This window comes from Paenibacillus sacheonensis (assembly GCF_009909195.1).
Taxonomy (GTDB): Bacteria; Bacillota; Bacilli; order Paenibacillales; family Paenibacillaceae; genus Paenibacillus_Z; species Paenibacillus_Z sacheonensis.
The window spans coordinates 40,346-55,442 of record NZ_JAAAMU010000001.1; the positions used below are offsets into that span (position 1 = coordinate 40,346).

13 protein-coding genes are annotated in these 15,097 nt (G+C 57.1%); all 13 read left to right on the forward strand.

Annotated features, from left to right (window positions below; translation table 11 throughout):
• Positions 1–321: 321 nt before the first annotated feature.
• The 13 genes from GT003_RS00140 to GT003_RS00200 all read left to right on the forward strand — a co-directional run bounded on the left by GT003_RS00140 (position 322) and on the right by GT003_RS00200 (position 14,877).
• Entirely contained in the window at positions 322–1,290 is a 969-nt protein-coding gene (locus GT003_RS00140) for a CehA/McbA family metallohydrolase (protein ID WP_161693163.1), read from the forward strand.
• 14 nt (positions 1,291–1,304) lie between these two features.
• Positions 1,305–2,261, forward strand: a complete 957-nt coding sequence (locus tag GT003_RS00145) for a CehA/McbA family metallohydrolase domain-containing protein (RefSeq protein WP_161693165.1) — start codon at positions 1,305–1,307, stop codon at positions 2,259–2,261.
• Positions 2,262–2,451: 190 nt separating this feature from the next.
• Positions 2,452–3,297 (forward strand): phosphonoacetaldehyde hydrolase, encoded by an 846-nt coding sequence (gene phnX / locus GT003_RS00150; RefSeq protein ID WP_161693167.1) that lies wholly within the window; start codon positions 2,452–2,454, stop codon positions 3,295–3,297.
• Positions 3,257–4,609: an aspartate aminotransferase family protein gene (locus GT003_RS00155; RefSeq protein ID WP_338045870.1), complete on the forward strand. Its 1,353-nt coding sequence runs from the start codon at positions 3,257–3,259 to the stop codon at positions 4,607–4,609. Before phnX ends, GT003_RS00155 begins: the two co-directional genes overlap by 41 nt.
• A gap of 136 nt (positions 4,610–4,745) precedes the next feature.
• Positions 4,746–6,125, forward strand: a complete 1,380-nt coding sequence (locus tag GT003_RS00160; RefSeq protein ID WP_161693169.1) for an extracellular solute-binding protein — start codon at positions 4,746–4,748, stop codon at positions 6,123–6,125.
• Between the two features lie 87 nt (positions 6,126–6,212).
• A complete protein-coding gene (locus GT003_RS00165; protein ID WP_161693171.1) occupies positions 6,213–7,172 on the forward strand; it encodes a carbohydrate ABC transporter permease in 960 nt (319 codons plus the stop codon).
• Between the two features lie 25 nt (positions 7,173–7,197).
• The gene (locus GT003_RS00170; protein ID WP_161693173.1) at positions 7,198–8,028 is read left to right on the forward strand and encodes a carbohydrate ABC transporter permease; all 831 of its coding nucleotides are present in this window, start codon (positions 7,198–7,200) and stop codon (positions 8,026–8,028) included.
• Positions 8,025–9,140 carry an ABC transporter ATP-binding protein gene (locus tag GT003_RS00175; RefSeq protein WP_161693175.1) on the forward strand — a complete coding sequence of 372 codons (1,116 nt, stop codon included), beginning with the start codon at positions 8,025–8,027 and terminating at the stop codon, positions 9,138–9,140. Before GT003_RS00170 ends, GT003_RS00175 begins: the two co-directional genes overlap by 4 nt.
• A gap of 75 nt (positions 9,141–9,215) precedes the next feature.
• Entirely contained in the window at positions 9,216–9,992 is a 777-nt protein-coding gene (locus GT003_RS00180; protein ID WP_161693177.1) for a DeoR/GlpR family DNA-binding transcription regulator, read from the forward strand.
• A gap of 144 nt (positions 9,993–10,136) precedes the next feature.
• Positions 10,137–11,603 (forward strand): spore germination protein, encoded by a 1,467-nt coding sequence (locus tag GT003_RS00185; RefSeq protein ID WP_161693179.1) that lies wholly within the window; start codon positions 10,137–10,139, stop codon positions 11,601–11,603.
• Positions 11,588–12,688 (forward strand): GerAB/ArcD/ProY family transporter, encoded by a 1,101-nt coding sequence (locus tag GT003_RS00190; RefSeq protein WP_161693181.1) that lies wholly within the window; start codon positions 11,588–11,590, stop codon positions 12,686–12,688. Before GT003_RS00185 ends, GT003_RS00190 begins: the two co-directional genes overlap by 16 nt.
• Complete coding sequence (locus GT003_RS00195) at positions 12,685–13,794, forward strand: Ger(x)C family spore germination protein (protein ID WP_161693183.1); 1,110 nt, start codon at positions 12,685–12,687, stop codon at positions 13,792–13,794. Before GT003_RS00190 ends, GT003_RS00195 begins: the two co-directional genes overlap by 4 nt.
• 126 nt (positions 13,795–13,920) lie before the next feature.
• Positions 13,921–14,877 carry a phytanoyl-CoA dioxygenase family protein gene (locus GT003_RS00200; protein ID WP_161693185.1) on the forward strand — a complete coding sequence of 319 codons (957 nt, stop codon included), beginning with the start codon at positions 13,921–13,923 and terminating at the stop codon, positions 14,875–14,877.
• Positions 14,878–15,097 lie beyond the last annotated feature (220 nt).

Below are 15,097 nucleotides of genomic sequence, written 5' to 3' on the forward strand. Positions count from 1 at the left end.
TAATTACTCTTTTTTTGTAATTTGGTTTGTTGTTGTTTTTACTAAATATCAATTATAGCTGTGCTATAATAGCAGGTTGTTAATGGAACCTGTTCCAACGATGAATTTTACATGGGAAATGCAGGGGGAATCTAGTGTTTTCTTACTGGAGTCCATCATCTAAGCCGTGTTTGCAGTCATCTGTCACAGGCATGGATCTTGAATGTTAATGTATCGTTAAATCTGCCGCAAACGGTTGTAATGTGAAAATCGCCATTGTATGCTAGGTACAAACAACATCATAACAACTAATTACAATTACATTCCAAACGGAGGTTGTAGATGAAGAACGTCATTTATCTCGATGCGGGCAAAGCGATGTACAAAGGTAATCTGCATCTGCATACGACATGGTCGGACGGCGCGCAGCCAGCGGAAGAAGTGGTCGAGGCGTTCAAAGCGAAGGGCTATCATTTCATTTCATTGAGCGACCATGATATTTATACGCGTACGGAAGACTTCGACACCGAGCATTTCATTACGCTCCCGGGAACGGAGCGCGGCGAGCTGAATCCCGTCGCCGATAAAAATCCGGGTTATCATTTCGGGGCGCTGGACGATCCGACGGTCGAGCCGGAGCTTGCGCGATACGGCCATTTGGAGAAATTTCCGACGCCGGTGCCCTGGGTCGGAGACCATTCGCCGCAGCTCTTGATCGACGAGCTGCGCGCCCACGGCAACCTCGTCGTATTCAATCATCCGGAATGGCATTTGACCCGGTTCGAAGACATGGTGAAATACGATCGTTTCTTCGCCGTGGAAATTTACAATCACGCGACGGAATGGTCCACCGCAAGCTCCTATGGCGCGGCTTACTGGGATCATGCCCTGCAGAACGGCAAACGCATATTCGGCATCGCGGCAGACGATTCGCATGTTCACGAGGAAGGATGGGCCATTCCGGAATTCGGCGGGGGCTGGATCCGAGCGCAAGCGGAGTCGCTCACGCAGGCTGGCGTTATTCGCAGCTTGAAGGAAGGCCGGTTCTACTCCAGCTCCGGGCCGGAAATTCATGATTTGCGAGTCGAGGACGGGGAACTGAAGATCCGATGCTCGCCATGCAAGTTCATTATGTTCAAGGCGTTCCCGCAGCGCGGCCCGTTCTTCGGCAACTTCGAGTCCGGCAAGCCGCTGACCGAAGCTTCGATGGAGATCGAGGAGGACATGGCTTACATTCGCGTGGAATGCATTGATTTCGAAGGCAAGGTCGCATGGACGAACCCGGTATTCATCGCCGATTTGTTGGAATAAAGGAGCGCAGGACAATGAAGAACATCACGTATCTGGATGCCGGCAAGCGCAAGTACAGAGGCAATATCCACGCGCATTCGACGAGAAGCGACGGGCAATACGCGCCGGAGATCGTCATTCGGGCATACAAGGACAACGGCTACGACTTTATGTGCTTGAGCGACCACGAGATTTACTGGAAATCCGACGCGTTCGACGACGAACGATTCATCCTGCTGGACGGGTACGAAATGGCCTGCGAGATGAGCTGGAGAAAGACCGGCCAGCAGTATCATATCCACGGCCTGCTCGATCGAAGTCTCGGGTCGACGAGCGAGTTCGAGCATGACGAAGAGCATGCCAAGCCGGACTATGAGGGCCTGGAGACCATCCAAGCCTTGATCGACGAGATGAAGGCGCGGGGCAATCTGGTCATCATGAATCATCCGACCTGGTCGCGCAACAAACCGGAGGATCTGCTGCGGCTGCAAGGGTACGCGGCCGTCGAAATCTATAATCACCAGTCCGAATTGGACGAAGCGGCGGGCTGCGGCGTGCGCCACTGGGATTACCTGCTCGGCGAGGGCCGCAAAGTGAACGGCATCGCCGCCGACGACGCGCACGGCGGGCCGTTCGATTCGGCCATCTCGGAATTCTTCGGCGGATGGGTGTCCGTGGAAGCGGATCGGCTGCAGCAGGAATCCGTCGTCGAGGCGCTGAAGGCCGGGCGCTATTATTCGTCGAACGGACCCGAGATCCGCGGCTTGCGCGTGGAGGACGGCATGCTGATCGTAGCGTGCTCGCCGGTGAAATTCATCAAATTCATTACGCATCCGTTCAACGGCCGCACGCTGTACAACCGGGATGCTTCCCCGATTCAGGGCGGCGCCTTCCGCATCGACGGGCAGGAGCGTTACATTCGCGTGGAATGCGTCGACTTCGAGGGGAACGTCGCCTGGTCCAATCCTGTTTATCCGGATGACCTGATCTAGGATGCCGGAGGAGACGCGATAAAGCCGATCGCAGCGACCACCTGGCAGATCGGGATGGTAGCGTGCAGAAGGCGTGATCGGGTATTGCCGGTGCCGATTTCCGATACCGCTCGAACCGGCGGGCGAATAATCAGGCTCGAAATTTGGAGCAACGAGGATCAAATGAATTTTACGATCGGGGCGATATAGGATGACGAAAATCAACGGCATTATTATGGATTGGGCAGGAACGGCGGTCGATTATGGCTGCATGGCGCCCGTGCACGTGTTCCTGGAGATCTTCCGGGAAATCGGCATCGAGCCGACGATGGAGGAAGTGCGGGCTCCGATGGGCTATCTCAAATGGGATCATATCAAGACGATGCTGGACTTGCCGCGCATCGGAGAAGCGTTCCGGGCGGCGCACGGCAGACCGCATGACGACGGCGACGTCGATCGGCTGCATGATCGGTTCGAACCGAAGCTGCTCTCGATTCTCCATCGCTTCGCGGATCCGCTTCCCGCCGTTCGGGAAACGATGGACCGGCTCCGCAGAGGAGGGTACGCGATCGGCGCAACGACTGGCTACAACGACGCGATGATGAGCATCGTGGCAAAGGTAGCCGAAGAGAACGGCTATGCGCCCGACTACTGGCTGACGCCGGATGCGGTCGGGGGCAAGGGCAGGCCGCTGCCGTATATGATCTTCGTCAATATGATTCATTTGAACATGGGGCTGCCTCAAGAGGTCGTGAAAATCGGGGATACGGCTTCCGATATGCAGGAAGCGAGAAACGCCGGCGTATGGGCGGTCGGCGTCGTCAGGGGCAGCTCGATGCTGGGGCTGACCGAACGGGAAGCGGACGATATGGACCCGGCGGAGCTCGCGGCGCGAATCGCGCAGGCGAAGCAGTCCTTCCTGGAGAGCGGCGCGCATGCCGTGATCGAGGTCATCTCCGAGCTGCCGGCAGTCATCGAGGCGATCGACCGCAGCCTGGCGAAAGGGGGACGTCCCGGTGGAATTGAAAGCCTTCATGAGAACGGAGGGGGACATTAATCTATCCCCCGAGCGGCGGCGCTGGCAGGACGCCAACCTGAGCGAGGCGGCGCTGGACGTTCTTGAGGAAGACAGCCGCTACTTCGTTCACCAGTCGATGTCCACGCCGTGCTTGAATGTCATCACGAATGCGGAAGGCATCTATCTGGAAGACATGGATGGCCGCAAATATATGGATTTCCATGGAAACAGCGTGCATCAGGTCGGGTACAAGAACAAGTACGTGATCGACGCGATGAAAGCGCAGCTGGACGAGATGCCGTTCCTGCCGCGCCGCTTCACGAATCCGATCGCGATCCGGCTGGCCAAGAAGCTGGCGGAATTGGCGCCCGGCGATCTGAACAAAGTGCTGTTCACCCCCGGCGGCACGAGCGCGATCGGAATGGCGCTGAAGCTGGCGCGCAGGGCGACGGGCAGGTTCAAGACGATCTCGACGTGGGATTCGTTTCACGGGGCGGGGCTGGACGCGATCTCGGTAGGCGGGGAAGGCGTCTTCCGCAATGGCATCGGTCCGCTCCTTCCGGGCACGGAGCATATGATGCCCTACAATTCGTATCGGTGCTTCATTGGCGATGCCGACGGCATGAGAAGCTTGGATTACCTGGCTTACATGCTCGAGCGCGAGGGAGACGTCGGCGCGATCATCATGGAGCCGATTCGCAGCACGGATGTGCAGATTCCGCCCAAGGCGTACTTCAAGCGGCTGCGGGAGCTGTGCGACCGACATGGCGTGCTGCTGATCCTGGACGAGATTCCGACGGCCTTCGGCCGAACGGGCACGATGTTCGTGCATGAGCATTACGATATCGTGCCGGATATCGTGGTTATCGGCAAAGGCTTCGGCGGCGGTGTATTTCCGATTGCCGGCATTATCGCGCGGGAAGGCTTGGACATCGCGCAGGATATTTCGCTGGGTCATTACACGCACGAGAAGAGCTCGGTCGGCTGCGCCGCGGCGCTCGCGACGATCGAATACATCGAGCGGAACGGGCTGCTGGAGCACGCCGTCCGCATGGAAGGCGTCATGGAGCGCCGCTTGACCGCGATGAAGGAACGGCATGAAGCGATCGGCGATATCCGCGTTAAGGGAATGCTGGCCGCCATCGAACTGGTGACGGATCGCGTTACGAAGGAGAAAGCGGTGGAAGAGGCGGAGAAGGTGCTGTATCTCTGCATGGAGAGAGGGCTGAGCTTCAAGGTGGCAAGCGGCAACGTCCTGACGCTGGTGCCTCCGCTAATCGCGTCCCAAGAAGAGCTGGAATGGGCCATGGATACCATTGAAGATGCCATAATCGACATCTTCTGTAAATAAAACAACAAGATAACTAATAAAACAACAATAAAACAAATAATTAACGTGGGTTTAACCGTCTGTTAACACGCGACTCTTAAACTAAGCCTGTAAGGAACAATACGAAACCACAGGACTTTAAGGAGGAAATACAGCGGTGAAGAAGCTTGCGGGTGTTGCTTTAACGGTAGTGATGGGAGTAGGGTTTCTTGCGGGATGCGGGTCGAAGGACGATAACGATGCCGCAGCGGGCAGCGCGAATAGAACGGGCAGCGATGCATCGAACAAAGTGGTCACGATCTCCGTTCGCGAGAACACCTGGGGCGCGCGCAAAGACAATTTTCTGGAAGCCGAGAAACGGTTGAACGAAGACCTGAAGGCGGATCACGTGCAAGTCAAGCTGGACTGGTGGCCGGGCATCGACGATGACGAGCTGGTCCTGCAGGCGCAAGCAGGCAAAGTGGCGGACGTCTTCATCAACTCCAGCGTCGACATCGGCTGGGAACGCGACGCCGGCTTGATCCGGGACATCGACTGGGTCAAGGATTCCAGCGTATTCAAGAACGTTCCGGCTTCCTATACCGATATCATGAACTATGACGGCCATTATTACGGCGTCATTCAAGACATGGATGCATCGCCCGTATTCATCAGCCGCAAAGCGCTCGAAGGCATCGGCTGGACGAAGGATCGGATCGACGGCCTGCGCTCGAAGGTCGACAGCGGCGAATTCACCTTCGGGGACCTGGTCGACCTGGCCGACCAAGCGAAGAAGAAAAACCTCGTGAAGACCGGCTTCGCGGTGGAGGATACGCGGTTCGAGGGCTGGAACTATGCCTTCGGCAGCTACAACTACGACGCAAGCGCGAATAAGCTGATCTTGTCCGGCAAGGCGAAGGACGTGTACGCGTTCTGGGCCGATGCGAAGAAACGCGGCGTCATCGCCGAAGGCATCGGCGACGTCGATACCGACAAAGCGGCTCCGATGTTCGTGAAGGGCCAGATTTTCGCCGAGTTCGCCCGGACGGAATTCTACCAAATGATGCGCGAAGCAAACGGCATGAAGGACGATATCGAGGGTTATAACGCGTGGTTTAACGACAACGTGGTATGGATCCCGGTTCCGTCGGCCGAGAAGGGCGGCAAGCCGGTATCGTACAGCAACCCTGCCATGATCTTCGTGGGATCGAAAGTCGACGACGCCAAAATGCCGTACGTGCAGCGCTTGATCGAGCATGTGCTGGATCCGGACCTGCAGGTCAATCACACGATCGCAAGCGGCAAGCTGCCGGTAACGCCGGAAGCGCAGGAGGACCCGCGTTTCAAGGCGATGTCCTTCTATAAGGAGCATGCCTACCTGGTCGGTTTCACCAAGACGCGCCCGGCTCTCCCGGACTACGCGACGTTCATGAAAGGCTTCACCCTAGGCATCGACGCCATCTTGACGAAAGGCAAATCCGCCGACGACGCGTACGGCATCTTCAAGAAGGAAGTCAAGCAAAACGTGCCCGCGGACCGCGTCACGATCGAAGAATAACGCCATCTTACAACCCGGCGCTCTAATCACGGTTAGGGCGCCTTTCCATTTCCATTTCCATACCGAGGAAGCAGGTGCATAACGCCGATGAATACCGTGGAAACCGCGGGCTTGAACCGCCTACAGGCCGCAAGCGCGCCGTACAAGAAACCGCTCCGCAATGTCATCTATCCTTATTTGTTCATTCTTCCGTTCTCGCTGCTCGTGTTCGTCTTCTTCATCCTGCCCGCAATCGCGACGATCGCCATGTCTTTTACGGATTTGAACGCGTCCATGAAGCCCCATTATATCGGCCTTGCGAATTTCAAGCGCATCTTCGCGGACTATAACCTTCCGGAAATCCTGAGCCATACGGCCGTGTTCGCGATTCTATCCTTGGCGATCTCGCTGCTGTTCGCGCTCATTATATCGATCGCCACCCAATATTTTCTCAAAGGCAAAGTGTCGGCGGTCCTGTACAGAGTGCTGTGGCTGATTCCGAGCATCATTCCGTCCGTCGTCTACGTCACGTTCTGGAAGTTTCTGTTCGACCCGACCGAAGGCGGCCTGGTGAACGATCTGCTCCACCGGATGGGGATCATCTCCGAGCCGGTGTCCTGGTTCACGCGAGGCGCGATGGCGATCGTCATCCTGGCCACGATCGTCTCCACCGTATCCGGCGGCATGATCCTGCTCTCCGCGGCGATCAATTCCATCCCGGAGGACTTGTACAAGGCCGCTCGCGTCGACGGGGCAAGCGAGAAATCGGTCATCATGAAGATTATCCTGCCCACGCTGAAGTGGCCCTTGATGTACATCACGATATCCGATCTGATCGGCTTCGTCTCGTCCTACTTCTTCATCATGCTGCTGACACAGGGCGGTCCGATGCGGGATACGACGACGCTGTCGCTGTACGCGTTCCAGCAGGCGTTCAACCTCAAGTATTACGGCTACGGGGCGGCCGTGTCGCTCATCGTCGTATTCATTTCCTTCATCCTGACGCTGCTCTTGATCCGGTTGTTCGATTTCGACCAGCTGATCAAGCCATCGCGGATCGAAGATTAATCTGCTCGCAAACGGAGGTGGGCTTATGTCGACAAGCACGCTCAAGAAAGCGCTCGTGCACACGTATATGACGCTGTTTACGCTGCCGATCATCGCCATGATCGTCTGGTATTTCCTTGCGGCGACGATGAATTTCACGACCCATGAAGTCTCGATGCGGAACTTCGACTTTCTGATCAAGCCTGTGGAATATGACGGCGTGGAGCTCCCGCTCATCTGGCCGATCGTGCTCAATACGATCCTGTATTCGCTGCTGATCGTCGCGATCGAGGTCGGGGTGTCCGTGCCGACGGCGTATGCTTTCTCCAGGCTGGACTTCAAGGGAAAGCGCGCGGCGATGAAATTCCTGTTCCTGATGCGGTCTTTCCCGGGCATTACGCTTATTATCGCGACCTTCTTCATCCTGGTGCAGATGAATCTCGTCAACACGTACCTCGGCGTCATCCTCGTGGCGATTACGGGATCGCTGCCGGGCCGGGTGTATATCATGAAAGGCTTCTTCGACGAAGTCCCTTGGGATATCGAATGGGCGGCCATGGTGGACGGCACGACCAGGTTCGGCGCTTTCAAGAAGGTGCTCGTTCCGTACGTCTTCTCCGGCATCGGCGCGATATCGGTGTTCTCGTTCCTCGGGGCTTACGGGGAATGGTTCTTGTTCAAGCTTCTGATCTTCAACGACGACATGATGACCCTGGCCGGCTATCTGTCGAAGCTCGTGACGAAGGAGAACCAAATCGTCAATTACGGCCTGATTACCGCCATCGGCCTGTTCTACACGCTTCCGGTCGTCGTCTTCTATATTTTCACGCAGAAAATGTTCATGAAAGTCAACATGGGAGGAGCGAAGCAATCATGATCACGCTCAAGAATATCGTCAAAGCCTACGATGGCAAGAAAGAGAGCGGCCGGGCGGTGGACGGCTTGAACCTGGAGATCCGCAAAGGCGAGTTCGTCGCGCTGCTCGGTCCTTCCGGCTGCGGCAAGACGACGACGCTGATGATGCTGGCGGGGCTGCTGAAGCCGACCTCCGGCGAGATCTACTTCGGCGAACGCATGGTCAACCACGTCGAGCCCAAGGACCGCAACATCGGCATGGTGTTCCAATCGTACGCGCTCTATCCGCATCTGACCGTACGGGATAATATCGCGTTCCCGCTGCGGGAGCGCAAGATGCGAAAGCCGGAAGCTTACGAGCGAGCGCGGGAGATCAGCAAGATCGTGCAGATCGATCATCTGCTGGACCGCAAGCCGGCACAGCTCTCCGGCGGCCAGCAGCAGCGGGTAGCGATGGCGAGGGCGCTCGCGAAGAGCCCGGAAATTCTGCTCCTGGACGAGCCGATGTCCAATCTGGACGCGCGGCTGAAGCTCGACGTGCGCGACGAGATTCGCAAAATCCAGCGCGACCTCGGCGTTACGACGATCATCGTCACGCATGACCAGGAGGAGGCGCTGGCGATATCCGACCGCGTCGCGATTCTGAACGACGGCAGGATTCAGCAGTATGCGCCGCCGAACGAACTGTTCGGCCAGCCGGTGAATCTCTTCGTGGCCAGCTTCCTCGGAAATCCGCCGATGAACCTCGTTCCGGGGACGATCGTCATGAGCGGCGGCGAGCAGACGATCGCGACGAGCGGCTTTCAGTATCGCATCCCGAGGGAGCGTCAGCTGGACGCCGCGCATATCGGCAAGCCCGTCAAGCTTGGCCTTCGTCCGCATGATATGACGCTGACGGGCGCCGACGATCCGGAGGCCATTCCGATGAGGGTCGATCTGGTAGAGCATCTTGGCAGCGGCAAGCTGGTGAAGGTGACCGATCCGAACAAGAAGCTCGAGAGCATGATTCGCCTGTTGACGGATAACGAGACGGACGTGCAGAGCGGCGATACGGTCCACCTGCGAGTCCGGGCGGATAAATTCCATCTCTTCGATATGACGGACAACGGGCTTAACCTGATGCAATACCGCTAAGCGACCGGCGGCGACTATGATTAACGATTCGATCTTTGCTATAATGGGCTCAAATAGATAAAGGGGAGAACTTCCATGTCCCTGGCGGGCGAAGAACGAAAAAGAAGCATTATGGCGCTGCTGAACGAGAACGGCAAAGTCAATGTCATCGCGCTTTCGCAGCAGTTCGAAGTCAGCACGGAAACGATACGGCGGGACTTGGACGAGCTGGAAAAGGACAACAAACTCAAGAAAGTATACGGCGGGGCGGTCAAGCTCAAATCGGAGATCGAGCCGGCCTACTACGAGAGGGAAGTCATTCATGCCGACGAGAAACGCGTCATCGGCGCGCTGGCGGCCAAATTGATCGAGGACGACGACGTGCTGGTCATCGACGAAGGCAGTACCGCGATGCAGATTCTGCATCACCTGGACGGCAAGCGGAATCTGACGATACTCGTCTGTTCCATCCCGACGTTGACGCTGCTGGTCGATTATCAGAAGCGGGGCTCCTTCGACGGACGGATCATCTTTATCGGCGGTGAGATCAATACGAAGCATCTGCGCGTGTCCGGGCCGATCGCCGAGAAGATGATGGAGGACTTCTACGTCAACAAATCGTTCGTGTCCGTGGACGGAGTCTCGGCGGAACACGGAATCACGGGCTACGATTACGAGAGAGCGCTGTTCACGCGCAAGCTGATCCGCTGCTCCGAGACCGTGGTCGTCGTGGCGGATGCTTCCAAGATCGGCAAGCGGACCGTGGCCAAGATAGCGGACTTATCCGACGTGCACTACATCGTCTCCAACGACGGACCGCCGACCGGCTGGGAAGGCGCGCTTAAGGAGCATGGCGTCAAATGGGTGAGCTAGAAGCACGAGAATCGTATAGGGATCCATAACGAGAGCTATGCCGCCGGCATGGCTCTTTTCTTCGTTCCGCCATAGTTGGAAATAATTACAGCCGTCGTGGTGAACACTAACGGCAATGAATAACGACCGACGGTGGTGACAGCAATGAATAACGTCCAGAAGGCGCGCCTATCCGGCACGCTGGGGCAAAAGATCGTTCAGATCGCCGCGTATCTCTCGCATTCGGAGGATCTCAAGATTCAGAAGCTTTCCTTCCGGGATCAATCCTGCGCGATCTTATACGTGGATGTTCTCGTTAAGCCGGAGTCCGTACAGTCCAACATCATGCAGCCGTTGAAGGAATCCGTCTCCGGGAACGTCGAGCAGAACCTGGTCGCTTTCGCGGTCAACAAATCGCCGGAGCTTGTCCGGGTCGGCCAATTGCTTCTGGAGGGATGCTGCGCGATCATTACGGCGGAGGACGAGGCCGCGATCATGGTCCGAGTTCCGCAGGCGCATAACCGTTCGATCGAAGAGCCGAGAGCCGAGCAGGTCGTCAAGGGACCTCATGACGGATTTATCGAAGACTTGAGCACGAACATTTATTTGCTGCGCAACCGCATCAAGCATCCGAATTTCAAAGTGAATTACATGACGTTCGGCACCGTGACGAATACGAGAACCGCCATGATCTATATGGATCGACTGGCGAACCCCGCGATCGTGGCGGAATGCGAGAAGAGACTGGGCGAGCTCGAGCTCGATTATTTGTACTCCGCCGGCAATCTCGACGAGATGCTCGAGGAGCATCCGATGTCGCCTTTTCCGCAAACGCTGCAGACCGAGAGGCCCGACCGGGTCGTTTCCTACCTGATGGAGGGCAAGATCGCGCTTATCGTGGACGGAAGCCCGAGCGTGCTGATTCTTCCGATTACGTTCTTCTCCTTCTATCAATCCCCGGACGATTACAACAGCCGGTGGCTGACCGGATCGTTCTTCCGGTTCATCCGTCTGATCAGCTTTATATTGGCGATTTGCCTGCCCGCGATCTATATCGCGATCGTGACCTACCATTCGGAAGTGCTTCCGATCGGGATTCTGTATTCCGTCAAGGTATCGTTGACTTACGTGCCGTTGACGCCGATTCTCGAGGCGATTCTGATGCAAATCATCCTGGAGCTGCTGAAGGAAGCCGCGATCCGGCTGCCGAACCCGATATCCCAGACGATCGGCATCGTAGGCGGCCTGGTCATCGGCACGGCCGTGGTCGAGGCGCAATTGGTCTCCCATACGATGATCGTCGTGATCGGCTTGACGGCGATCGCTTCGTTCGTTACCCCGATCAACGAATTCGGGACGAGCCTCCGAATACTCGGGTTTCCGATGATGGCCGCGGCCGCCATGTTCGGTTTCTTCGGCATCGCGATCATGCTGATGCTGATCTTCATCCATTTGTGCAAAATACAAACGCTCGGCGTGCCCTATTTCACGCCGTTCGGCCCTTACCAGGGCAAAAACAGCTTCAAGGATGTTTTACTCCGGGTTCCGCTCTGGACGTTCAATAAGACGGAACGGACGAGAGAAGGCAGTCTCGTGAAGCAGGCGGTTTTCGGGAGGTGGAAGCGACGGTGAACGCGCCGAAGGTCAGCAAGCCCCAACTGTTTTTCTTGATCATTAAGACGCAGATCGGCATCGGGTTATTGTCCCTGCCTTCGGATATTCACCATCTGGCCAAGCGGGATTCGTGGATATCGGTTCTTGCCGCCGGGATGGTCATTCAAATCGTGCTGTTCGCGTATTGGCTGCTGCTTCGTCAATTTCCCAATCAAAGCATGGGTCAAATTACCGAGCGCATTCTCGGACCCTACGCCGGGAAAGCCGTGAACGTCGCGTACTATGTCTTTTTCATCCTGATCGCGTCTTATGCCAGCACGCTGTACGTCCAGCTGATTCAGCTCTGGATGCTTCCCTTAACGCCCGGCTGGGTCCTGTTCCTGCTTATCGTGGGGACGAGCGTCTATTTGGCCGTGGATCGCTTGGACGTCATCGCCAGATTTTTCGTGCTTGCTTCCATCTTGTTCGCCGTGCTGCTGCTCATCAGCGTGATGAACTTCATGAATCCCGTGCATCTGTCCAACCTGCTGCCGGTCGGCCGGTCGGGCACGATGCCGGTGCTCCAGGGGAGCGAGCGGACGTTCTTCGCCATGCTCGGCTTCGAGGTAACGCTTTATTTTTATGCGCAGGTCGAAGGCAATCGCGCGGGCATGCTGCGCGTCATGTCATTGGCCAACGCCTTCGTGACGTTGTTTTATACGTACTTCGTTTTCCTTTGCCTGATCGGCTTCAGTCCGGTCGCCCTGGAGCAAATCAACGAACCCGTCTTGTTCATCCTGAAGGGACTCGCGTATCGGCTGATCGACCGCATCGACCTGATCTTCTTGACGATCTGGATCATTCCGATGACGGCGACCATCGTTTCTTATCTCAGCCTGGCCGGCCGAAGCTTGACCGCAAGACGGCCCGCCTATCGCAAGCTGGTGGCGCTCAGCGGCGTGCTTGTGTTCGCGACCGGATGGTGCTTGTCCACGATCGAACAAATGAAATCCTTCAGCCAATGGCTGGAGTACGGGTACTTTCTAATGATTACGGCGGTGCCGGCGATACTGTGGCTGGCTTCCTTGCTGGTACGGAATAAGGAGAAGGCGGGGGCGGCATGATGAAGCGATTCGCGGGTCTGGCCTTGACGATCATGGGCTTGTCGGCGGTTCTGACCGGCTGCTGGGACACCCAATACGTCACCAATAAGAAGCTGATCAACGGATTCAGCCTGGATGCCGCGGAAGGCCAGGGCATGCTGGGATCGGTGCGTACGGTCGTTCTGGAAAATAAAGGCGGCGGGCAATTCGACGTGAAGGACGAATTCATGAAAGCCGCCGGCGACTCTACGTCCACCATCGGAATGAAGATCGACAGCATGCTCCCGGGCACGATCGAGGCGAGCAAGACCCATGTCATCATCATCGGGGAGAAGCTTGCCAAGCAGGGCATCGCGGCTCCGCTCGAGCCTATATTCCGTTCGCCCAAAGGCTACCTGAAAGCGAAGGTGCTGGTCAGCGAGGGAACGGCCGCGGACGTTCTGGCATCCAAGCAAATCGACCATAACCCGATCGCGTTCGGCATCAAACAGATCGTGGAGGGAGCGGCGCTGTCCACGAGCGTTCCGAAGCAGACGGTGTACTCGATATGGAATCAAATCTCCGATCCGGGCGACGATGCGCTGCTGCCGCTTATTCGGATCGTAGACCGCAAGACGTTAATCGTCGACGGCATCGCTTTGTTCGACGGGGACAAGTACTCCGGCATCTCGCTCTTCCGCGAAGACGCCAAGATTCTCATGCTTCTGAGCGGCAGGATCGGCAGGCTTGTCAACCTGGGCATCCCCGTTCAGGAGCAAACGATTACCTTTGCAGGGAGCAGGCTGAAGAGGTCTATGAAGGTGACCGTTAATCCGAAGACGAATACGATCGAATGCGTCATTAAAGCCGACCTGTATGGATCCCTGAACAGCTACCCCAGCCATCTCAACGCGTCCGTCGATCGCGCTCGGCTGGAGAAGGCAATCGACGCCTGGTTCGATGCGCACGGGAAGAAGGTCGCAGGCGCGATGCTCCGGGCCAACTGCGACGCGTTCGGCATCGGAAGGCGATTGCGGGCGCACCACTCCGGGCTGTGGCGCAAGCTCGACTGGAACGAGGCCTACCGGGGCGTCATCATCAAACCCGAGTTTCACGTTCATCTGAAGAATACCGGCGTCATTCGATAGTTCGGCGAATGGCGAGGAAGAGGTCACAAAAGCGTCAATTGCGTCCTAATTGGTCATAGTGCGCGCCGGAATTCCGTTCTATAGTGAAGGGGAACGAAATTCGCGCGTGAGATAGGGTGTGAGAAGATGAATGCGAAGGTGTTGACCCAATCGCAAGTCGAGCAATTCATCGAGCTCGGGTATGTTCATCTGGAGGAAGCGTTCCCGCGCAAGTCGGCGCTGGCGGCGCAGGACTTTCTCTGGACCCAGGTCGAGAAGCAGGGAATCAAGAAGGCTGACCGTTCCACATGGAACCGGCCGATGGTGCACATCAAGGAGCAGTTCGACGGCGATGAGTTCCAAGTCTGCAACACCTCGAGGCTGGCCGACGCGATCGAGGATCTGGTCGGCGCAGGACGGTGGAAGGAACGTTCCGTCTATGGACAAGCAGGGGACAAGACGCAGTGGGGATGGTGGCCGATCAACTTCGCTGCCGGCGCCGACCGGCCCTGGGACGTACCGGCGCAGGGCTGGCACTGGGACGGGATGAGCCGCCCGCATTACATGGACAGTCCCGAGCAGGGCTTGCTGCTGCTCTGCGTATTCTCGGACATCGGCAAGCAGAGCGGGAGCACCTTGGTGGCCGAAGGCTCCCACCGTATCGTCGCGAACGTGCTCGCCGAGCACGACGACGGACCGCTGCTGCACGAAGCGATTCAGATCGCCAACCGGTCCCATCCTTGGCTGAGGGAGCTGACGAACACGAAGGAGGGAGATGCCGCGGCGGCCGATATCTATGCGAACGACGCGGCCGCTGTGGCCGAGTCCGGAACGAGCGGCCGCATCGAAACCTTCATGGAGCGGACGCATACGGACGCGAACGGATTCCGGCTCCGGGTGGTCGAGACGCCGTCGGCGGCAGGCGACGTCCTGCTCTGTCATCCTTTCCTGTACCACTGCGCGTCGCAGAACCATTCCGGCGTGCCGCGCTTCATGTGCAACCGCGCCACGCCGCTGGTCAGGCGAATGAATCTGAACCGCGCGGACGAGAGCGATTATTCGCCGCTCGAGACCAGTATTCGCCGTTCGATCCGGAGGCCTTGATCCTTATCTTAGATCGATGCGACCCGAGCTTCAACCGCTTGACAGAGACAGCCGTTCGACTCCCTTCGGGAGCGGGACGGCTGTTTTGTTATACGGGTGCGCCTAGGAATGAGGCATAAAAAAAAAGACCCGGGAAGCTGAGAAAAAGGCTGGAAGAGACAGGAAATGGTCCTTCCGCGGTGAAGTGATACTTGGAGTTAATCATCGTTCGGTGCGTACT